General features: G+C 64.2%; 14 protein-coding genes. 9 read left to right on the top strand and 5 right to left on the bottom strand.

Annotation, left to right across the window (positions count from 1 at the left end; genetic code table 11):
• Nucleotides 1–327 precede the first annotated feature (327 nt).
• The 6 genes from DM806_RS19780 (at nucleotide 328) to DM806_RS19755 (ending at nucleotide 13,431) form a co-directional block, all read left to right on the top strand.
• Entirely contained in the window at nucleotides 328–3,081 is a 2,754-nt protein-coding gene (locus DM806_RS19780; RefSeq protein WP_372859647.1) for a TonB-dependent receptor, read from the top strand.
• A gap of 26 nt (nucleotides 3,082–3,107) precedes the next feature.
• Nucleotides 3,108–3,773 (top strand): DUF6250 domain-containing protein, encoded by a 666-nt coding sequence (locus tag DM806_RS19775; protein WP_179044965.1) that lies wholly within the window; start codon nucleotides 3,108–3,110, stop codon nucleotides 3,771–3,773.
• Nucleotides 3,774–3,897: 124 nt separating this feature from the next.
• Nucleotides 3,898–6,600, top strand: a complete 2,703-nt coding sequence (locus DM806_RS19770; RefSeq protein ID WP_179044872.1) for an exo-rhamnogalacturonan lyase family protein — start codon at nucleotides 3,898–3,900, stop codon at nucleotides 6,598–6,600.
• A gap of 17 nt (nucleotides 6,601–6,617) precedes the next feature.
• The gene (locus DM806_RS19765) at nucleotides 6,618–7,949 is read left to right on the top strand and encodes an oligogalacturonate lyase family protein (protein WP_372859645.1); all 1,332 of its coding nucleotides are present in this window, start codon (nucleotides 6,618–6,620) and stop codon (nucleotides 7,947–7,949) included.
• A 318-nt stretch (nucleotides 7,950–8,267) separates the two neighbouring features.
• Complete coding sequence (locus DM806_RS19760; RefSeq protein WP_179044870.1) at nucleotides 8,268–11,069, top strand: TonB-dependent receptor; 2,802 nt, start codon at nucleotides 8,268–8,270, stop codon at nucleotides 11,067–11,069.
• A gap of 214 nt (nucleotides 11,070–11,283) precedes the next feature.
• Nucleotides 11,284–13,431, top strand: a complete 2,148-nt coding sequence (locus tag DM806_RS19755) for a dipeptidyl-peptidase 5 (protein WP_179044964.1) — start codon at nucleotides 11,284–11,286, stop codon at nucleotides 13,429–13,431.
• A gap of 104 nt (nucleotides 13,432–13,535) precedes the next feature.
• Here the strand turns inward: DM806_RS19755 and DM806_RS19750 are convergent, their stop codons facing one another.
• The 5 genes from DM806_RS19750 to DM806_RS19735 all read right to left on the bottom strand — a co-directional run bounded on the left by DM806_RS19750 (nucleotide 13,536) and on the right by DM806_RS19735 (nucleotide 17,716).
• Nucleotides 13,536–15,029: a hypothetical protein gene (locus DM806_RS19750; RefSeq protein WP_256869410.1), complete on the bottom strand. Its 1,494-nt coding sequence runs from the start codon at nucleotides 15,027–15,029 to the stop codon at nucleotides 13,536–13,538.
• Nucleotides 14,983–15,330 carry a hypothetical protein gene (locus DM806_RS27420; protein WP_256869409.1) on the bottom strand — a complete coding sequence of 116 codons (348 nt, stop codon included), beginning with the start codon at nucleotides 15,328–15,330 and terminating at the stop codon, nucleotides 14,983–14,985. The genes DM806_RS19750 and DM806_RS27420 overlap by 47 nt, the downstream gene beginning before the upstream one ends.
• A complete protein-coding gene (locus DM806_RS19745) occupies nucleotides 15,327–15,506 on the bottom strand; it encodes a hypothetical protein (protein ID WP_179044869.1) in 180 nt (59 codons plus the stop codon). The genes DM806_RS27420 and DM806_RS19745 overlap by 4 nt, the downstream gene beginning before the upstream one ends.
• 147 nt (nucleotides 15,507–15,653) lie before the next feature.
• A complete protein-coding gene (gene hutC, locus DM806_RS19740) occupies nucleotides 15,654–16,352 on the bottom strand; it encodes a histidine utilization repressor (RefSeq protein WP_179044868.1) in 699 nt (232 codons plus the stop codon).
• Complete coding sequence (locus DM806_RS19735; protein WP_179044867.1) at nucleotides 16,349–17,716, bottom strand: formimidoylglutamate deiminase; 1,368 nt, start codon at nucleotides 17,714–17,716, stop codon at nucleotides 16,349–16,351. Before DM806_RS19735 ends, hutC begins: the two co-directional genes overlap by 4 nt.
• A gap of 73 nt (nucleotides 17,717–17,789) precedes the next feature.
• Here DM806_RS19735 and hutI point away from each other — a divergent pair, with 73 nt between their 5' ends.
• The 3 genes from hutI to hutG are packed head-to-tail and all read left to right on the top strand — an operon-like array spanning nucleotide 17,790 to nucleotide 21,315.
• Nucleotides 17,790–18,989: an imidazolonepropionase gene (gene hutI, locus DM806_RS19730; protein WP_179044866.1), complete on the top strand. Its 1,200-nt coding sequence runs from the start codon at nucleotides 17,790–17,792 to the stop codon at nucleotides 18,987–18,989.
• Nucleotides 18,986–20,515 (top strand): histidine ammonia-lyase, encoded by a 1,530-nt coding sequence (hutH, locus tag DM806_RS19725; protein ID WP_179044865.1) that lies wholly within the window; start codon nucleotides 18,986–18,988, stop codon nucleotides 20,513–20,515. The genes hutI and hutH overlap by 4 nt, the downstream gene beginning before the upstream one ends.
• Nucleotides 20,512–21,315 (top strand): N-formylglutamate deformylase, encoded by an 804-nt coding sequence (gene hutG / locus DM806_RS19720; RefSeq protein WP_179044864.1) that lies wholly within the window; start codon nucleotides 20,512–20,514, stop codon nucleotides 21,313–21,315. The genes hutH and hutG overlap by 4 nt, the downstream gene beginning before the upstream one ends.
• Nucleotides 21,316–21,319: the final 4 nt, after the last annotated feature.

Genomic DNA, 21,319 nt, shown 5'->3' with positions numbered 1-21,319 from the left:
TCCCGCTCAAGCTGGACGGGCCGTGGCGGTCAGCAACGCATCGCGGTGCCGCCCGGCGGCTGAAGCCTGTCGCCGCCCCTGTCGGGCGATCGGATCCCTCCGCATCCCTCCCGCCTCGATCCGTGGCGGGGCAAATTTGGAATCTCCAATAATATCAATAATATCAATAATATCATTCACTTATTTAATTTTTACAGACTCTTTCCGTCGCGTTCATGCCTCCTTCTGTCCGCCTTAAAAAACAGTGGCTTGACAAGGAGGGGTCATTTTTCCAAATAACGTAATTGAATTCCAACATGTGGAATGTTGGTAAAGGGAGGATGACTGGTGCGGTTGCGACATGTGAAACTTGCTTCGATTTCCTATGCGGCGCTGGTCGCGGTGACACCGCTGGCCGTGGCTGCGCAGGAAGCGCTGCCGCAGGACGGCGGCCCCCAGCAGGAGAATGTCGCCGACACGGATATCGTCGTGACCGGCATCCGCAGCAGCCTTCAGGGCGCGCTCAACGCCAAGCGTAATGCGCCGCAGGTGCTGGATGCGATTTCGGCGGAGGATATCGGCAAGTTCCCCGACAAGAATGTCGGCGAGGCGTTGCAGCGCGTTACCGGTGTTCAGCTTAACCGCGCCGACGGCGAAGGTGCAGGCATCACCATTCGCGGCGCCGATCCGCAACTCAATCGCGTCGAGATCAATGGCACGACCGCGCTTTCGACATCCGTTGGCGGCGGACGGGACGTTGACTTCCGTGACCTGCCCTCCGAATTCGTCAACCGGCTTGAGGTCGTGAAGTCCGCGACCGCCGACATGACCGAAGGCGGTGTCGGCGGCACCGTGCGCGTTATCACGCGTCGCCCATTCGACAATGGCGGCAAGCCTTATCTTGCAGGGTCGGCGCAGGCCATCTACGCTGATATCGGCGACCATATGGACCCGCGCCTGGCTATCATCGGCAGTGATACCTTCGCTGACGGCACGCTGGGCGTTCTGGTGTCGGGCACTTTCGAAAACCGCAATGTCGAAAGCCATCAGGCGCGCACCACGGGTTGGGTGCAACTGGATAGCGATCGCGTGACGCCGGGTGTGCAGCCCTATGACCTGAATGGCGATGGCGTGGGCGAATTCTTCCCCGACATTCCGCGCTACGTCATCAACCGTCTCGAAACCCGCCGCTATGCCCTGAACGGTATTGTCGAATGGAAGCCGAGCGACGATCTGAACCTGTATCTGGAAAGCAACTGGACCCGTTCGATCCAGTCGGTGACGTCGCAATTCCTGCAAACCGGCACGTCCGGCGGCACGGTCGATACCGCCAGAACAGTAATGGGGCCGGATAACACCGTCCAGCATCTCGAAATGATCAATAACAGCGGCGCGGCCAGCCAGCTCGGTGTATCCTATCGCAACATTCTGGGCGATATTACCCGCACCACCTACAATGTCGCCATTGGCGGCGACTGGACCACGGGCAAGCTGACGCTGACGCCGAAAATCTCTTACTCCAAGGCGAAGGCTTATAATAACGAGATCAACGCGACGGCGGCCGTTACCGGCATGTCGCGCCTGATCGTGGATTATAACAATCCACAGCAAGCGCCGCAGATCACTCTGCCCAATGATCCGACCACCACAGCGGGGATCAACCAGCTGACAGTTCTGCGCCGTCCGCGCTATGACGATCAGACCGAAAAGATGGCCAAGCTGGATGCGGAATATAAGCCCGACGGTGGCCCGTTCACATCCTTCAAGATTGGTGCTCAGGCGCGTAACCTGGAGGTCAATTCCAAGCTGTTCAGCCGCCAGACGGTTTTGAGCGGGGTCGGCAATCCGGCGGTCCAGAACCAGATTCAGTCAATCATCGGCAGCAATGCTTCGCTCGGCACGGCACCATTCTTCCATACTGGCAACCTGGGCTTTGACGGTGGCTACACGGCATGGCTCAACATGAATCAAGCGGTGGCCGATGCGGTCGGTATTCCCGATCCCTTCGCAGCCGGTGGCTGTCCGGCGACACGGGACGGCACGTGCCAGACCTACACCGACACATGGCAGGTCAAGGAACGCAATCTTGCAGGGTTCGCGCAGGCGGCGTTCGCGTTCGATGTCGGCGCGGTGCCGGTCAGCGGCGTGATCGGCGCGCGCGTCGTGAATACCAAGGTGGATACGTCCGGTTATCAGAGCACGGCGCAGCGTGCACCTGGGCCGGGCCTGCCGGTCCCGCCGCCCGTCATCACGCCCGTCGCATTCGACAGCAAGAACACCGAATTCCTGCCGTCCATCAACCTGAAGGCGGAACTGATCCCCAACAAGCTGATGGCGCGCGCGACCGCGACCGAAGTGATGGCGCGCCCGGTGCCGCAACAACTCGCGCCGCGCTTCACGCTGGATATTGTCGGACTGTCCGGCTCGCGGGGCAATCCGACGCTGCAACCGTTCCGGGCGCGGCAATATGACGCTGGCCTCGAATATTATATCAACAAGACCAGCTTCGCGTCGGTGACATATTTCCGCAAGGAAATCAGTAGCTTCATTCAGAATACCACCGAGCGCTTCGAAGCTGCGGACGGGACCATCTACAATATTACGGTGCCGACCAACGGAACGCAAAAAGTGACGATTAACGGTGTCGAAGCGGGCGCGCAGGTTGCGTTCGACTTCATCGATGTGCCGGTCGTCAAGAATATGGGTGTGATCGCCAACTACACCTATTCGAAGGACAGCGGCTATGAAGGCAAGGACGCCTTCACCGGTGAATCCCTGCCGTTCCAGGGCCTGTCGCATCATGCCTACAACGTCTCGGCCTATTATGAGGATGACGTCGTCAGCCTGCGCGGTGCGTATAACTGGCGATCGAAATATCTGATCGTGGCGCAGGGCCGTGGCAACAACCCCGAATTCGGGGAGGCCTATGGCCAGCTCGACGCATCGCTCAACATCACGGTGATGCCCGGCGTGTCCTTCTTCCTCGAAGGGGTCAACCTGCTTGATGCCACGCGCAAGGAGAATGCCAACAGCGTCTATCGCCGGACCATCATCGAAACCTTCGGCCGCAGGGTCTATGGCGGCGTTCGCCTGAAACTGTGATCCCGACCGGGTTCGACCGCCGGGCGATGCTCGCCGCGCTGGCTTGTCTGCCAGTGGCGGCGCGCGCGCCCGGCCGCATCCTCCACCGCGACGATTTCCGCCATGGTCTTCGTCAATGGCGGATCGAAGCGGCGGGCGACGCGCAGGTGAGCGCACAAGGCGGTGTGCTCGACATCGATACGCCGGCCGGGCTGACATTGTGGTTCCTGCCCGAACTGACCGGTCCTGTCGCGATCGATTATGAGGTCCGGGCCGTGTCCGCCGGCGGGCCGCATGACGAAGTCAGCGACGTCAACGCCTTCTGGATGGCGACCGATCCCGCCGCGCCGAACGGATCGGTGCTGGCCAGGCGGCGCAGCGGCCTGTTCCAGGACTATGACCTGCTGAGGACCTATTATGTGGGCATCGGCGGCAATCGCAACACGACCACGCGGATGCGCCGCTATGTCGGCGAGGTGGGGAACCGTCCCTTGCTGCCGCAGCATGACCGGCCCGGCAAGGCGGACATGCTCAAGCCTAATCGCTGGTTCCACCTGCGGCTGATCGCCGATCGGCAGCGCATAGCGGTGGAACGGGACGGCGCCATCCTTTTCGACATGACAGACGACGAGCCTTACCGGCACGGCCATTTTGGCGTGCGCACGACGCAGAGCCATATCCAGCTACGCCATTTCTCGATCAGCCGGCCCTAAGTGATTTCGAGTGAAATGAAACATTTCGCGGCTCGGAAATCACGGAAAACGAAAGAAAATAGAGCATGTTACGATCAAATCTAATCGGAACATGCTCTAAACCGGCCCCGCCAAGGAGGGGGACATGAACGGACATCTGACGGTCAAGCGGCGCGATATGTTGAGTCTGGGTCTGCTGGGTGGGGCGGCTGCGATGCTACCGCCCGAGGCACTCGCAGCCACGCGATCGACGCGCGGCGTGCCGCAAACGCCGGTGCGCTGGATCGACGGCGAAGCGCCGGCGCTCAGCCTTGGCCAGACCTTCGGCGTGCCATGGCCGCGCGGTGCGGTGCGGGCCAGTGCGCCGCTCAGCCTGCGCGGGAAGGATGGCGCATCGCTGGCGTCGCAGCATTGGACGCTGGCGACCTGGCCCGACGGCTCGCTCAAATGGTCGGCCCATGCCCTGCCTGCGGGCATGGCGCAGCTCGCTGGTCTGGACGTCGTCCCCGGCAAGCCCCAGGCACCCGCCGCGCCCGTGCTGCTGCGCGAAAGCGCCGATGCCGTGGAGATCGTCAGCGGTACGACCCGCTGGCGCATTCCGCGTTCGGGTCAGGCCGTCATCGCAGGCGCATGGTCGGGCGAGCGGCAGGTGATGGGTGCGCTCTCCCTCGTCGCGAGCGTCGACGATGCCCCTGAGGACGGCAAGCGCACCCGCCTCACCGGGCGGATCGACAAGGTGACGGTCGAGCAGAAGGGACCGGTCCGCGCGGTCGTGAAGCTGGAAGGCGTGCATGCAGGGGCAGGGCGGACCATGCTGCCCTTCACCCTGCGCCTCTATGCCTATGCGGGCGGCGATCACCTGCGCGTCATGCACAGCTTCATCTTCGACGGCGATCCGGCGAAGGATTTCGTCAGCAGCATCGGCCTCAGCACCGCCGTCCCCATGGCCGGCGCGCCGCATGACCGTCATGTCCGTCTCGCCACCGCAGAGGGCAGCCTCTTCTCCGAAGCCGTTCGCCCGCTGACCGGCTTGCGCCGCGATCCGGGCGCAGCGGCCCGCGCGGCGCAGATCGCCGGCAAGGCGGTCGCGCTGGACAGCATCGCGCCGGGTGTCCGTTCGTTGCTGGACCGCATCCCGACCTGGAGCGACTTCAGCCTCAGCCAGTTGACCGCCGACGGTTTCGCCATCGCCAAGCGCACCGAACCGGGCCATGCCTGGGTCGACTCGACCGCAGGCACCCGTGCGCTGGGGCTGGGCTATGTCGGCTCGCCACAGGGCGGCGTGGCGATGGCGGGGCGCTATTTCTGGCAGCGTCATCCCGCCCAGATCGACATTCGCGGCGCGGCCGGTGATGAGGCAGCGCTCAGCCTGTGGCTCTGGTCGCCCGACGCGAAACCCATGGACATGCGCCCCTATCGCGGGGTGCTGGGGATGGAAGGCTATGACGCCCAGAATGAAGGGCTGGCCATTACCTATGAGGATTATGAGCCGGGCTGGGACAGCGCGACCGGCGTTGCCCGCACCAGCGAACTGACGCTCTGGGCCTGCGCCGCCACGCCGGAAGCCGAGCGCCTTTCCGCCATGGCGCAGGCCAATGCCGTGCCGCCGCAACTGATGGCGACGCCGGAGCGCATCCATATGGCCGGCGTCTTCGGTCCTTGGGGTCTGCCCGATCGCTCCTCTCCGATGAAGGCGCGGATCGAGGACCAGATCGGCAACCTCGCCGCCTTTTACGAAAGCGAGGTGGATCGCCGCCGCTGGTATGGTTTCTGGAACCATGGCGATGTCATGCACACCTATGATTTCGACCGGCATCAGTGGCGCTATGACATTGGCGGCTACGCCTGGGACAATAGCGAATTGTCGCCCGACCTGTGGCTGTGGCTGAGTGTGCTGCGTACCGGTGATCCGAAGCTGTTCCGCTTTGCCGAGGCGATGACGCGCCATGGCGGCGAAGTCGACGTCTATCATATGGGCCGCTTCAAGGGTCTGGGCACCCGCCATGGCGTCCAGCACTGGAGCGACAGCAGCAAGCAGCCGCGCGTCAGCAACGCCATCTATCGCCGTATCTTCTATTATCTGACCGCGGACGAGCGGGTCGGCGACCTGATGCGCGACCTGCTCGATTCCGACCAGGCGCTCCGCCACGTCGAAATCGGCCGCAAAGTGCCGGGCGCAGAGCGTAACCCGCTGCCCGAAGGCGTGATCGACCTCAGCTTTGGCACGATGTGGTGTTCGGTCGCTTCGGCCTGGCTCACCGAATGGGAGCGGACGGGCGAGCGGAAGTGGCGCGATCGGCTGATGGCCGGCATGGACAGTATCGGCCGTTTGAAGCGTGGCTGGCTGGCGGGCAGCGCGCCTTATGATCTGGCGACCGGACGCTTCATGGGGGAAGGGGACAAGATCAGCCTCTCGCACCTCAATGCCGTGTTCGGTGCGCTGGAGGTCAATGCGGAGCTGCTCCAATTGCTGGACGTGCCCCATTATCGCAAGGCCTGGCTGGATTATTGCCGCTGGTTCAACGCGCCCAAGGCGGAGTGGGAGGCGGAATTCCATGAGCCTTACAAGAGTCGCAACCTGAAGGAGGGGCATTCGCGCCTGACCGCCTATCTTGCCCGCGAGACGGGGGACGCCGCCATGGCGCGCCGGGCGTGGGAAGAGTTTCTGTCCGGCGAGGCAGGGCAGGGTCTGTCGAAGGGCGATCCGCGTGTCACCTTGACGGGGGCGAAGGTCATCGCGCCGACGGTCGAATGGCCGGACGTATCCACCAATGCGGCGGCCCAATGGGGTCTTGCCGCGATCGAGAATCTGGCGCTCATCCCCGATGCGCTGCCGGTGCAGGGCTGAAGAGAAGGATGAGAGACATGAAGAGCGGCATTTCGGCGCTGGCTTTGCTGGCGCTGGTCTGGGGCAGCGGCCTATCGGCCAAGCCGGTGAAGCAATGGACCGACGCGCTGACCGGGCATGAGATCGTCCAGATCACCGACCAGCCGGGCGGCGCGGCCAGCCTCTATTTCCACCAGAACAGCTATACGCCGCAAGGCGACAAGATGGTCATCTCAACGCCGGACGGGATCAGCGTCGTGACCCTGGCGGACTGGAGCATCAAGCCGCTGGTCAAGGGGGCCGACCTGCAACTCCTCTTCACCGGCCGCAAGACGCGCAGCGTCTATTATGCCAGCCATGGCCGCAACGAAGGGGCGGGGGCGACCACCATCTTCGCCGCCGACATCGACAGCGGCAAGGTCCGCAAGATCGCGGCCGTGGCCAAGGGATCGATCGGGTCGATCAATGCCGACGAGACGCTGCTGCTCGGCCAATGGGCGGCGAGCGACAAGCCGCTCCAGCCCGATGGCACGGCCAAGGGCAAGGCGCCGGAAATCAAGCAGCAGTTCGGCCAAGCCAATTATGCCGCCAACGGGCCTGACGGCAAGCCGCTGAGCTTTGCCGAGGCGAAGGAAGTGCGCCTTAATGAACGTCTGGAAGCGAAGATCCCGATGGAGATTTTCACCATCAACATCCGCACCGGTGAACGCAAGGTGGTGGTCGCCTCCACCGACTGGCTCAACCATGTCCAGTTCTCGCCCACCGATCCTGGCCTCATCCTATATTGCCATGAAGGACCATGGCATAAGGTCGACCGCATCTGGACCATTCGTACCGACGGCAGCGGCCAGCAGCAGGTCCACAAGCGCACGATGAACATGGAAATTGCCGGGCACGAGTTCTTCTCGCCCGACGGCAAGTGGATCTGGTATGATCTCCAGACGCCGCGTGGCGAGGTGTTCTGGCTGGCGGGTTACGAGATCGCGACGGGCAAGCGTCAATGGTATCATGTCGATCGCAACATGTGGTCGGTCCACTATAACCAGACGCCCGACCTGAAGCGCTTTTCCGGCGATGGCGGCGACAGCGAGATGGTCGCCCATGCGCCCGACGGCAAATATCTCTACCTCTTCACGCCCAGGGCGATCCCGGACGTGGCCGGCATCCATGCCGACAACGCCGCCGATCTGATCGCGCCGGGCACGCTGGAGACGGAGAAGATCGTCGACATGCGCCGCCATGACTATCGGCTGGAACCGAACATCACCTTCACGCCGGACGGGAAGTGGATGATCTTCCGTTCCAACATGGACGGCAGCAACCAGGTTTATGCCGTTCGTGTCGCGCGCAGCGGACCCGCACAGCCATAAGGGCGCGAACCCGATCATCATCGCACCGCCCGCGCCAGACCGAATCCTGCGCGCGCGGCGCGCGGCGGTGCGCGCGCCTCACCGGTTTGGGACCGGCGATGTGGCGAAACATTTCCGCCATTGCGCAATATTACGACAAGATATGCAACATCTTGAAATAACTGTATTTTAAAAGTCACACGCGCGAAAAACCTGTCATTTAACAGATGTGCAACATTGACGATTTGCCTGCTCCCTCGGCAAATCGGAGCACCAGCTCGATGCAGCCGATCAGAGAACTGCACGGGTCGCACATAGCGAAATCGAAGGGAGCATATCATGATATCGGCTCAATTCAGCCGGCGCCTCCTGGCGTCGACGATCCTGCTCGGCCTGACGACGCCGGCCTTTGCTCAGGCCAGCGAAGACACCGCGGCCGCCGGTGAGGACACGATCGTCGTCACCGGATCGCGCATTGCCCGACCGGACCTGCAACAGGCGTCACCCATTTCGATCGTCAGCGCGCAGGAGCTGAAGCTCAGCGGCAAGGCGAATGTCGAGGCGATCATCAACGATCTGCCGCAGCTGATCCCCAGCACGACCGCTGCGTCGAACAATCCGGGCGGTGGCGTGTCGACTGCCGACCTGCGCGGCCTGGGCGCCCAGCGCACGCTGGTGCTGGTCGACGGCCATCGCTATGTGTCCTATGACTCCAATCAGGTGGTCGACCTCAACACCGTCCCCGCCGGCCTGATCGACCATGTCGAGGTGGTGTCGGGCGGCCGCTCCGCCGTTTATGGGTCGGACGCGATCGCCGGCGTCATCAACTTCGTGATGAAGAAGAATTTCTCTGGGGTGGAAGCGAACGCCAACTATCGCCTGAATGAAGAAGGCGATGGCGGCACCTTCAACAGCAACATCCTGCTGGGTCAGAATTTCGCCGACGAGCGCGGCAACATCACCCTCTATGCCGACTATATCAAGCGCCAGGGCGTGGACCAGAGCGCGCGCAGCTACACCAAACAAACCTATACCGATGATGGCGACGGCAATCTGGTCGCAGGCGGATCGGGGACGATCCCCGGCACGCGCATGGCGCTGAACAACAGCCAGTATAAGTTCGGCCAGGACGGCAGCTATTCGGCCTATAGCGCGGCGACCGACGCCTATAATTATGCCCCCTCCAACTATCTGCAGGTGCCCCAGGAACGCATTCTGCTGAGCGGCCAGGCGCATTTCGACGTCAGCGATCACCTGACCCTCTATGGCGAGGGCCAGTTCATCAAGAATAAGGTCCGCAACAAGCTGGCGCCCACGCCCTTCACCGGCACGGTCGATCTGGACACGGATTCCTCCTTCCTCTCGGCGGAATCGCAGGCGCTGCTGGCGGCGGGCGACACGGATGGCGACGGCTATACCTCCGCCAACATCTATCGCCGCCTGACCGAGGTGGGCGACCGCATCTCCAATGTCGACAATACGGCGTACCGCGCGCTGATCGGCGCCAAGGGCAATATCAGCGGCGACTGGAATTACGACGCCTATTACAGCTATTCGCGGACCAAGCAGGTCGAAACCCAATATGGCAATGTCTCGCGCAGCCGGGTCGAGCAGGCGCTGCGGACGACCTATGATGCGGACGGCAATCTCGTCTGTTCCGATACCAGCAATGGCTGCGTCCCGCTGAATATCTTCGGTGCGGGAAATATCAGCGACGAGGCCGCCGACTTCATTTCGATCACCACCCGCAACGTCAGCATCATCACCGAGCAGGTGGCGAACGCAGCGATCACCAACGGCAATCTGTTCGATCTGGGCGCCGGCCCGGCCGGGATCGCCATCGGCGCGGAATATCGGTCCGAAAAGGGCAGCTACAATCCCGACGAAGCGCTGTCCTCGGGCGACGTGGTCGGCTTCAACGCCGGTCAGGGGCTGGGTGGCAGCTATAATGTGAAGGAGCTGTTCACGGAAATCAGCGTGCCGCTGCTCGCCGACCTGCCGCTGGTCCACAAGCTCGACTTCAACGGCGCCTATCGCTTCTCGCACTATTCGACTGCGGCGAAGAATGTCAGCACCTTTTCGGCGGGCCTCATCTATGCGCCGATCAAGGACATCACCTTCCGCGGCCAATATAGCCGGGCCGTGCGTGCGCCATCGGTCTATGAACTCTATTCCGGCCAGTCGCAGGACTTCCCGACCGCGACCGATCCCTGCGCGACCTCTGCCGCCACGACCAGCGCCACCCTGTCGGCCAGCTGTCTGGCCAGTGGCGTGTCGTCCAGCGCGCTCGGCACCGATTTTTACGGCGGCAGCTCGCAGATCGACTCCGTGACTGGCGGCAATCCCGACCTGCGCGAAGAAACGTCGAATACCTGGGGCCTGGGCGTCGTCCTGCAACCCAGCTTCGCGCCGCGCCTGTCGCTGACCGTCGATTATTACAACATCAAGATCGACAATTATATTTCCACTGCCGGTACGGCGAATATCATCCGCGCCTGCTATGGTGACGAGGCGAATGGCTGGACGCCATATGACAGCAGTTACTGCTCGCTCCTGCCGCGCAATGCGACCAGCAGCGAGATCGAGGGGGCGGTGAACCTCCAGTCGAACACTGGCGGCCTCAAGACCTCCGGCGTCGATTTCGAACTGAACTACAGCGTGCCGCTTAACTTCGGCCTGTTCGGCGCCAAGACCGGCAAGCTCGCCTTCCGCGTCGCGGGCACCCGCCTGATCCGCTACGACCTCAATCCGGTGGCGGCGATCGCGGAGCTGAACCAGAATTGCGCGGGCAAGTTCGGCATCAATTGCGGCAACCCCTATTCCAAGCTGCGGCTCAACAACCGTATCACCTGGACCAGCGGGCCGATCACGCTGGGCGTGACCCATCGCTACCTGTCGAGCGTCCGGGACGATGACGACACCACGACCTACACGGTCGAGAAGATCAAATCCTACAATCTATTCGACCTGGCGTTGCAGGTGCAGGCGACGGAACGCTTCAGCTGGTCGATCGGCATGAACAATGTCTTCAACAAGAAGCCGCCGATCATGGGCGACAATCAGGATCAGGCGAACACCTATCCATCGACCTATGACGCCTATGGCCGCGCCTTCTTCGTGAATGCGTCGGTGAAGTTCTGACGATGATCCGCCGGGCGCCGACACGCCCGGCCGGATCGAACCGGCATTCCTTGCATCGGCTTTGAGCCGGTCGCCGGCCTTGCCAGGCCCGTACCGTCGCGGTGCGGGCCTGGTTGCGTTTCGGTCGCCCGATCCGTCAAGGCATTGCACGATCGTGCAATTTATGCTCATCGACAGGCATTTCTTTGGATAGTCGGGAATTTGGACCGTGAAGATGATATCCCGTTTGCTGCTGTCGGCCGCACTGGTTGCCGGAACCTGTGCAGCGCCTGCGCTGGCCCAGCCCAAGCAGGTGCTGACGCACGAGATGCTCTGGATGATGAAGCGGGTCGGTGCACCCGTGACCAGTCCCGATGGCAAATGGGTCGTCTATCCGCTGGCCGAGCCTTCCTATGACAAGGACGCAGCCGTCACCGACCTTTGGATCGTTCCCGCAGATGGATCCGCGCAACCACGCCGCCTGACGGCGACCAAGGCGGGCGAAAGCGATCCGGTCTGGGCGCCCGACAGCCGGCGCATCGCTTTCTCCGCAAAGCGCGAAGGCGATGACGTCGCGCAAATCTATATGCTCGATCTTGCGGGCGGCGATGCGCGGCGCGTGACCAATATCCCGACCGGCGCGGGCAATCCGCAATGGCGCCCGGACGGGCAGGCGATCCTGTTCGAGAGCCAGGTCTATCCCGGCGCGATGGACGTCGATGCCAACGCAAAGGCAGCCGCGGACCGCAAGGCGCGCAAGTTCAACATGCGCGTCTATGAGCATTTCCCGATCCGTTACTGGAACGACTGGCTGGACGACAAGCGGCCCAGCCTCTGGGTTCAGTCGTTGGCCGAGGGCGCGGCACCGCGCGACATAATGTCGCCGACGAAGCTGGCGCAGGCCGAAGGCTTTGGCGGCAGTGCGAAGAATGAGGGCGGCTCCACCCTGTCGCCTGCCTGGAGTCCGGACGGCAAAGAAATCATCTTCATTGCAACCACCGAGCGTTGGAATGCGGCACATGCGCGCGTGAATTTTGGCCTCTATCGCATGCCGGCCGATGGCGGCGAACCGCGTCTGGTGACATCGACGCCGGGCGAATATGGCGATCCCAAATTCACGCCCGACGGCAAGACGCTGATCTTCAAGTTCAACACGCAGAGTGAGGAAGTCTATGATCTCGCACGCCTGCAACGCGTCGCCTGGCCGGCCGGCGGGGCGGCGACGCCGCTTACGGGCCAGTTCGATCGTGAGGTCGACGGCTATGCCGTGACGCCCGACAGCCTGACCCTCTACCTGACCGTGCCGGACGCGGGGATGGAAAATCTTTATCGCGTGGCCGTTTCTGGCGGTGAACCGGAACTGGTGATCGCGCCGAAGGTCGGCGGCTATACCGCGATCGACATCCCATCCGATGCGAAGGCGCCCCAGTTGATCGCCAGCTATGGCAGCGCGATCAATCCCGTCGAGATCGTTCGTATCGACCCCAGGGCTAGGCGGCACAGCAACCTCACCAATGTGAATACCCAGCTGGCGGCGACGATCGACTGGTCCAGCCCGGAGCATTTCTGGTTCACATCGGGAAAAGGTCGTCGCATCCATAACATGATCGTGACGCCGCCGGCCTTCGATCCGGCGAAGAAATATCCGCTGATGGTGCTGATGCATGGTGGTCCGGCATCGTCCAACGCCGACCAGATCGGCCTGCGCTGGAACTATCATCTGCTGGCGAGCGCCGGCTATGTCGTGCTGATGACCGACTATACGGGGTCGACCGGCTATGGCGAGGCCTTCTCGCGCGCGATCAAGCTGGACCCGCTGCGCGGCCCGGCCGACGAGATCAATCAGGCGGTGGATGAAGCCGGCAAGCGCTTCGCCTTTATCGACACTGGCAATGCCTGTATCGGCGGCGCCAGCTATGGCGGGCATCTGTCCAACTGGATGGAAGCGACCACCACCCGCTACAAATGCATCGTCAGCCATGCGGGCGAAGTCGATCTGCTGACCCAATGGGGCACCAGCGACTTCAACTATGGCCGCGAAGTGGCGAGCGGCGGTCCCCCCTGGGGCGACAGCAAGGTGTGGCGCGACCAAAGCCCGATCACCTATGCCAAGGACTGGAAGACGCCCATGCTGCTGACGGCGGGGGAGCGCGACTATCGCGTGCCCATGTCCAACACGCTGGAAACCTGGTCGACCTTGCAGCGGATGCAGGTGCCCAGCCGCCTGCTGATCTTCCCGGATGCCTGGCACTGGATCACCAAGCCGGAGGACAGCCGCCAATTCTATCGCGAAGTGCAGGGCTGGCTGGCCCATTATCTGAAGGGGGCCCCGGCAGTGACGGGCGGCCCGCTCGCCGCGCCGGTGGAAACGAAGACACCCTGATCGGACGTTGGAGTGATTTCGAGCCAGATGGAATCATCTGGCGGCTCGGAAATCACGGAAAACAAACAAATACTAGGGGGTGGGCGGGGCGACGGCCCCGCCCGCTACAATATCTTCCGCAGCGTCAGCAGGACCGTGCGGCCTTCGGGGTCCAGATAGGCCTTCTGATAGGCGAGCGGGGTCGCGCCGCTGGCGTCCGTCACCGTCTGGCGGCTGTTCAGCATATTTTCGACCGACAGGCTGACCCGCATGCCGCGCGCCCAGATTTGCCCGCGGAAGCGGTTGGCCATATTGGCGAAGAGGCGCAGATCGAAGGTCAGCAGGGAACCGAAACGCAGATCGCTGCCGGCCTGGCTCTGGTCGCCGGACACATGGGCGCTGCTTTTCCAGTTGCTGTCGATGCGCAGGCCCACGCCATTGTCGATGATCCCGCTGCTCAGCTGGACGCTGTGACGCGACTGGGCGGTGCCGCCCAGCGTGCCGCCGTCGAGCAGGTCGATCCAGTTCGAGCCTTCGCGCAACAGCACCGCATTGCGCAGGACCATGCTGTGGTAGAGCGAGAATTGCAGCCGCGCGCCATTGTCGCTGCCGCCGCCAAATGGTCCGCCGCCCGGACCGCCGGGCGGCGGTGGCCCCATGCCGCCCGGCCCCCCGCGTCCCCCGCCCGGAGGGCCTCCGGGCGGGGGCATCGGCGCCCCATCCTCGCCGCGCCGCCCGGTCACAAGAATATCGGCATCGTCCGGCGGGCTCGCGCCATCCAGACCGGGGGGCGGCGCGAAGCCCGGTGGCGGCGTCGGTCGCCTGGGCGCGCGCAGCACGGACGTGAAGTTTATCCCCCAGCGGAACTGTTCGCGATCTTCCCGCGCGACGTTCACCGGCCGGCTGTTGATACGGATGAGCGTGCCGTCCTCGTCACGCTCATAGCGGTCGGGGAATGCCTCTTCCAGCGCGGGCGCCGCGCCCGACAGGTCGATGATCGCGTTGCGGGTCCGGCTGCTGACATAATTGGCGGACAGGCTGAGATTCCGTTTCGACCAGGGCTTCACCGTCGCCCCCAGTTTGAGCTGATGGCGATTATCGGCCCTCAGGTCCTGATTGCCGCCGCTCACCTGCGTCACCGTCGCGCTCTCGCTGCGAACATAGTCGTAGATGCGGACATTGCTCGTCGTGATCGTCGGGGCGTTCCGTTCTTCCAGCGTCGGTGCGGACCGGTCGTTGTTGATCGCGGCGATGAAGCTGATGCCGGTGCGCGGCGTCCAGCTCAGCCCATAGCCGAAGGTGCCAAGTGCGCCATAATCGGAATATTGGGTGACGGACGCATTGGCATTGGCCGTCAATGTGCCAAGCGCCGACAGGAAGCCATTGCGCCGGCTGGTGATCGGCACGTCGATGCTGATCTGCGCCCCGCCATTGGTCCGCCGCGCCGTCCGTGTCGAGGCGAGGCCGGCTTCCTCGCTGGTGGAGCGCAGCGCGCTGGTGTCGCCGCTGAAGCGCAGGTTCACGCCCATATTGCCGGCGGGCAGTTTCAGCAGCTTGCCGTTGACCAGCAGGCTAGCGCTGGCGCTGTCGGACAGGGCCGTGGCGCGCCGGGTCTGCATCCGGCCGAGCAGGGCAGATGATGTTCACGACCTTGCGTTGCGCATCATAGCCATATTTCAGCGCGACCTCCTCCGGCAGGATGTCGAGCCGCAATATGGCCTCGGTCGGCAGGTCGCTGACTTCGTTGACGCCGGAAACACGCTTGCCGTTTACCAGCACGACCGGGCCGTCGTCGCTGCGTCCCTGATTGCTCTGGGTCTGCGCGACGATTTCGTCGAGCAATTCGCTGATCTTGCCGACGCCATAGGCGTCGATGTCGGCGCGGTTGAGCTGGTTTTCGGCGGGTATGTCGCCGATCACGGCCCCTGGCGGGCCTTCCGATGGCGATTGTCGGCCGTCTTTCCGGCGGCCGGCACCTTTGCCTGCGTCGCGCGTGTGGGCGCTGCCCGGCCATGTGCCGGCTCTGCATGGGTCGGCGAGGCGGCGATGCCAAGGGCGGCGATGGTGGCAAGGATCGGCAGAGGGAAAGAAGGCATTATGTCATCCTGAACAGGGCTGAAAATGGTGTGAAGGCCGCTATGCAGGCGTCATTTTGCCCAGCTATTTCAAGGATGTTTCAGCATTTGTCACCATGCTGCCCGATCTATCGCAATGGCTTGGCCCACGATGCTTTCCGTTCCGCTCTACGCGATGAAGCGGGCTGTCAGCGCATGGTCGCCGGGATAGATCTGCCGGACATAGGTGATGCGTTCGGCCGTGCGCCAGGTCCAGCGCTCGATCGACAGGCAGGGCGCGTCCTCCCGCAGGCCAAGATGCCCGGCAATCACCGGCGTTGCGGCGATCGCGGTGATGCGATGCCGGGCATCCGTCCAGGGCACATGGCCCAGCAGCCATCGGCCGGGGCTTTCCAGGATGAAATCGATCTCCCGCGCCAGCGGCACGATCATGAGGTTGATGAGCCGCTCCTCCATCGCGAAGGGCAGGCCATCGGCGCGATGGAGGCAGGTCAACGCAAGGACCGGGCCACTGCCCATCGCCAGCAATTCCCGATCGCGCGGTCCGGCCGCCCGCTCCGTCCGATCGAGCATGTCCAGTTCGTGGCGGCCGCCCTGATCCTCGATTTCGGCCGCGATATCGGGGATGTCGATCGCCGCGCGATGGACCTTGGGCGCGGCTACGAAGCTACCCGCCCGTTTCCGCCGTTCGATCAGGCCCCGTTCGACGAGCGCCGAAATCGCCTTGTTCACGGTCATGCGCGAACAGCCATAATCGGACATCAGCGCATGCTCGGGCGGGATGCGGTGTCCCGCTTCCCAGGCGCCGGACATGATCCTTCTTTCAATGTCCTGGCGGATGCGGTCATGCAATGACGATCGCTTCACGCCAGCAAGTCCGTCAGCACGTCGCGATAGCGGGCGGCGATGAAATCCCGATGGATATGGCGTCCCTTTTCGACCAGCCGGCGGCCGCGCCGCCACAGGCTGTCGACCGACGATCTTCCGGCGGCAAAGACATGGCTGTCCAGCAGGGCATCGCCCTTTCGTCTGGTCAGGGATGGATGCGTGTCATCCAGCGTCAGGAAATCTGCCGGTGCGCCGACCGTCAATCCGGCTGGTGCGCCCAGCGCTTGCGCTCCGCCCCGAACGGCGTCCCGATAGAGCGTGCCGCCTATCGATCCGCCCGTCGGAGCGAGAATGTTGCGTCCCCGCGCGACCAGCCGTTGGCCATATTCGAGCAGGCGCAATTCCTCTGTCGCGTCGATGAGGATGTTGGAGTCCGATCCTATCCCGAACAGCCCCCCCGCCGCCAGAAAGGCGGGGGCCGGGAAGAGGCCGTCGCCCAGATTGGCTTCCGTGATCGGGCACAGACCCGCCACTGCGCCGCTCGTCGCCAATGCCTGTGTCTCGGTCCCGGTCATGTGAGTCGCATGGACGAAGCACCAGCGCCTGTCGATGGGCATGTTGGCAAGCAGCCACTCGACCGGCCGCTGCCCGCTCCAGGCGATGCAGTCGTCCACTTCCCTGACCTGTTCGGCGACATGGATGTGCACCGGGCCGTCCGCCATCGTCGCCAGCCGGCCCAACTGCTCCGGCGTCACCGCCCGCAGGCTGTGCGGCGCGATCCCCAGCACCGCGTCGGGCAGCGGCGCGAGCAGGGTGCGGAGGCGTTCCAGCAGGCCGCCGAAACTGTCCAGGTCATGGATAAAACGGCGCTGGCCTTCGCCGGGAGCGATGCCGCCAAATCCGGCATGGGCGTAGAAGACGGGAAGATGGGTGAGGGCGATCCCGCTCTCCTGCGCCGCCGCCACGATCGCCGCGCTCATGGCGACCGGATCGGCGAAGGCGCGGCCATCCCGGTCATGATGCAGATAATGAAACTCGCCGACGCGGGTGAAGCCGCTTTCCAGCATCTCCACATAGGCCAGCGCGGCGATCGCCTGAAGATGGTCGGGCGTCAGCCGATCGACGAAGCGATACATGGTCTCGCGCCACGTCCAGAAACTGTCGTCGCTGGCGCCGCGCCGCTCGGCCAGGCCAGCCATGCCGCGCTGAAAGGCGTGGCTGTGCAGATTGGGCAGGCCGGGCAGGGCGACGCCAAGCCGCTCGTCCCCTGATTGCGGGGGAATGCCGGGATCGATCGAGGTGATCGTGCCGTCGGCGACAACGATCTGGACATTCTCCACCCAACCGTCGGGCAGGAGCGCCGAGGCGAAATGAAAGCTGTTGCTGCGTGGGTCTATGGTCATCGGCCGGGCCTCCGCAATTATGTCTATACATTATAGATGTTCGGTGCAATGCTTCGGGGCAAGGAGATTCGGCATGCGATGCGATCGGCTTTGGAAGGATGCGCGCCTGGCGACGATGACGGGCGAAGGGCTGGGCGTCGTCGAACGGGGTGTCGTCGCTGCAATCGACGGGCGCATCGTCTATGCCGGGCCCGCAAGCGACGCGCCCGCGTTCGATGCGCAGCATGCGATCGGGTGCGACGGCCGCTGGATCACGCCCGGCCTGATCGACTGCCACACCCATCTGGTCCATGCCGGCGATCGCGCCCATGAATTCGAATTGCGTCTGGTGGGCGCGTCCTATGAGGAGATTGCGCGCGCGGGCGGCGGCATCGTGTCGACCATGGCGGCGACGCGCGCCGCGAGCGAGGCGGATCTTGTGGGCAGCGCGTTGCCGCGCCTCGACGCGCTGATCGCGGAGGGCGTCACGACGGTCGAGATCAAGTCCGGCTATGGCCTGACGCGCGGCGATGAGATGAAGATGCTGCGTGCCGCGCGCACGCTTGGCGTGGCGCGTGCGGTGCGGGTTCGCACCAGTTTCCTTGGCGCCCACGCGCTGCCGCCCGAATTTGCGGGTGATGCCGACGGATATATCGCGGCGCTGTGCCACGACATGCTGCCCGCTGCGGCCGAGGCTGGACTGGTCGATGCGGTCGACGCCTTTTGCGAGGGGATCGGTTTTTGCGCGGCGCAGACGGCGCGCATGTTCGATGCGGCGCAGCGACTGGGCCTGCCGGTCAAGCTCCACGCCGAACAGCTCTCGAACCTGCACGGCGCGCAGCTCGCCGCCGAGGCCGGGGCGCTGTCCGCCGATCATCTGGAGCATCTCGACGCGGACGGGATCGCCGCGATGGCGAAGGCCGGCACGGTCGCGACGCTGTTGCCCGGCGCCTTCTACTTCACCCGTGAGACGAACGTGCCGCCGGTCGACGGTCTGCGCGCGGCCGGCGTCCCGATCGCGATCGCGACCGACTGCAATCCCGGTACGTCGCCACTCACATCCCTGTTGCTGGCGATGAACATGGGGGCGACCCTGTTCCGGCTGACCGTCGAGGAATGTCTGGCTGGCGTGACCCGCAACGCTGCGCGTGCGCTCGGGCTGATGGGCGAGGTCGGCACGCTGGAAGCCGGAAAGAGCTGCGACCTTGCCATCTGGGACGTCGAGCGTCCTGCCGAACTTGTCTATCGCATGGGGCTGAACCCGCTCCATGCCCGCATCTGGAAAGGCCTATGAGCGACATCATCCTGACCCCCGGCGCAACCAGTCTGGCCCAGTGGCGCGCCATCTATCGCGGGGCGACGCCACGCCTTGACGGAGCCAGCGCCACGGCCATTGCGGCCAGCGCGGCGGCGGTCGAGCGCATCATCGCCCGGCACAAGCCCGTCTACGGCATCAACACCGGATTCGGGAAGCTGGCAAGCGTCAAGATCGGCGACGAGGATCTGGCGACGCTCCAGCGCAATATCGTGCTCAGCCATGCCGCGGGAACGGGCGATCCATCACCGGTGCCCGTGGTCCGGCTCATGATGGCGCTCAAACTTGCCAGCCTGGCCCAAGGCGCATCGGGGGTGAAGCCCAAGACGGTCGCTCTGCTGGAAGCGATGTTGCGCGCAGGGCTGACGCCGGTGGTGCCATCGCAGGGATCGGTCGGCGCGAGTGGTGATCTGGCTCCGCTGGCGCATATGGCCGCGACCATGATCGGCGTGGGCGAGATCGAGCAGGATGGGCAGCGCCTGCCGGCCGGCGATGCGCTCGATCGCGCCGGCCTAGGTCGCCTGACGCTCGGTCCCAAGGAAGGGCTGGCGCTGCTCAACGGCACGCAATTCTCCACCGCCAATGCGCTTGCCGGACTGTTCGAGACGGAAACCCTGTTTCAGTCCGCGCTGGTGACAGGGGCGCTCGCGACCGAGGCCGCCAAAGGATCGGACACGCCCTTCGATCCGCGTATCCATGCGTTGCGCCGCCAGCCGGGCCAGATCGAGACGGCCGATGCCTTGCGTCGGCTGATGACCGGATCGGCGATCCGCGCCAGCCATCTGGAGGACGACGCGCGCGTGCAGGATCCCTATTGCCTGCGCTGCCAGCCGCAGGTGATGGGCGCGGTCCTCGACCTGATGCGGCAGGCGGCAACCACGCTGGAGATCGAAGCGAACGGCGTATCGGACAATCCGCTGATCTTCCCCGATACCGACGAAGCGCTATCGGGCGGCAATTTCCATGCCGAGCCAGTCGCTTTCGCCGCTGACATGCTGGCGCTCGCCATTTGCGAGATCGGGTCGATCACCGAACGGCGCATCGCCATGCTGGTGGACCCGGCCCTGTCCGGCTTGCCCGCCTTCCTCACGCCCAGGCCGGGCCTCAATTCCGGCTTCATGATCCCGCAGGTGACGGCCGCCGCGCTGGTGTCGGAGAATAAGCAACGGGCCACGCCCGCGAGCGTTGATTCCCTGCCGACCTCCGCCAATCAGGAGGATCATGTGTCGATGGCGGCGCATGGCAGCCGGCGCTTGCTCGACATGGCGCGCAATGCCGGCGCAGTTGTCGGGATCGAGCTGCTCGCGGCCGCGCAGGGCTGCGATTTCCATGCGCCGCTGACCTCCAGCGAGGGGCTGGAACGCGTGCGCGCTTGCCTGCGGCGAGAGGTGCCGATGCTCGAGGACGACCGCCATTTCCATCCCGACATGGAAGCGGCAAACGCCCTCGTCCGCTCGGGCGCGCTGATCGTGGCGGCCGGGATCGGCCTGCCGGGGCTGGCATGACCGGCTGGCTGGACATCCGTCGCGGCGACGTGCCGCTGCTGATTGGCCTGCCGCATACGGGCACGGATATTCCGCCCGAGCTGGAGGCGCGTTTCGTATCGCCCTGGCTTGCCCGCAAGGATGCCGACTGGTGGGTCGATAGGCTCTATGGCTTTGCAGCGGACATGGGCGCGACGACGGTGCGTACCCGCATGTCGCGCAGCGTGATCGACGTGAATCGCGATCCGTCCGGGCGTTCGCTTTATCCGGGGCAGGCGACGACGGCGCTGTGCCCGACCACGACCTTCGACGGCGAACCGCTCTACCGCGATGCGGGGCCGGACATGGGCGAGATTGCGCAGCGCCGCGAACGCTGGTTCGATCCCTATCATGCCGCGCTGGCGGCCGAGCTGGACCGGCTGCGTAACGCGCATGGCAAGGTTGTGCTGTACGACGCCCATTCGATCCTGAGCCATGTTCCGCGCCTGTTCGACGACGCGTTACCGCAATTCAACATCGGCACCGATGGCGGCGTGACCTGCGATCCAACACTGGAAAAGGCGGTGATCGGCGCGGTCGAGGCCAGCGGACGCAGCCATGTCCTGAACGGTCGTTTCCGTGGCGGCTGGACGACGCGCCACTATGGCCGCCCGGCCGACGGCATCCACGCCATTCAGATGGAACTGGCGATGCGCGGCTATCTGGATGAGCCGGCGCATCCATCCCCGGACAATTGGCCGCCCCCCTTCGATCCCGCGACACCGCTGATCGACGACCTCAAGACCATCGTCGCGGCGTGCATCGCCTTCGCCCGCGCCTGAGCAG

Origin of the sequence: Sphingobium lactosutens, from assembly GCF_013393185.1 — a bacterium.
In the GTDB taxonomy this organism is placed as follows: Bacteria; Pseudomonadota; Alphaproteobacteria; order Sphingomonadales; family Sphingomonadaceae; genus Sphingobium; species Sphingobium lactosutens_A.
Note: the sequence above shows the minus strand (reverse complement) of the source record. Positions and strands in the feature narration are given on the sequence as shown.

Excerpts from the sequence above, each read along its gene's own strand:
- DM806_RS19765 (WP_372859645.1), top strand. The coding sequence starts at position 6,618 with ATGAAGAGCGGCATTTCGGCGCTGGCTTTGCTGGCGCTGGTCTGGGGC.
- hutG (WP_179044864.1), top strand. The coding sequence starts at position 20,512 with ATGACCGGCTGGCTGGACATCCGTCGCGGCGACGTGCCGCTGCTGATT.
- DM806_RS19760 (WP_179044870.1), top strand. The coding sequence starts at position 8,268 with ATGATATCGGCTCAATTCAGCCGGCGCCTCCTGGCGTCGACGATCCTG.
- hutI (WP_179044866.1), top strand. The coding sequence starts at position 17,790 with ATGCGATGCGATCGGCTTTGGAAGGATGCGCGCCTGGCGACGATGACG.
- DM806_RS19755 (WP_179044964.1), top strand. The coding sequence starts at position 11,284 with ATGATATCCCGTTTGCTGCTGTCGGCCGCACTGGTTGCCGGAACCTGT.
- DM806_RS19750 (WP_256869410.1), bottom strand. The coding sequence starts at position 15,029 with ATGCAGACCCGGCGCGCCACGGCCCTGTCCGACAGCGCCAGCGCTAGC.
- hutH (WP_179044865.1), top strand. The coding sequence starts at position 18,986 with ATGAGCGACATCATCCTGACCCCCGGCGCAACCAGTCTGGCCCAGTGG.
- DM806_RS19770 (WP_179044872.1), top strand. The coding sequence starts at position 3,898 with ATGAACGGACATCTGACGGTCAAGCGGCGCGATATGTTGAGTCTGGGT.
- DM806_RS19775 (WP_179044965.1), top strand. The coding sequence starts at position 3,108 with ATGCTCGCCGCGCTGGCTTGTCTGCCAGTGGCGGCGCGCGCGCCCGGC.
- DM806_RS19735 (WP_179044867.1), bottom strand. The coding sequence starts at position 17,716 with ATGACCATAGACCCACGCAGCAACAGCTTTCATTTCGCCTCGGCGCTC.
- DM806_RS19745 (WP_179044869.1), bottom strand. The coding sequence starts at position 15,506 with ATGCCTTCTTTCCCTCTGCCGATCCTTGCCACCATCGCCGCCCTTGGC.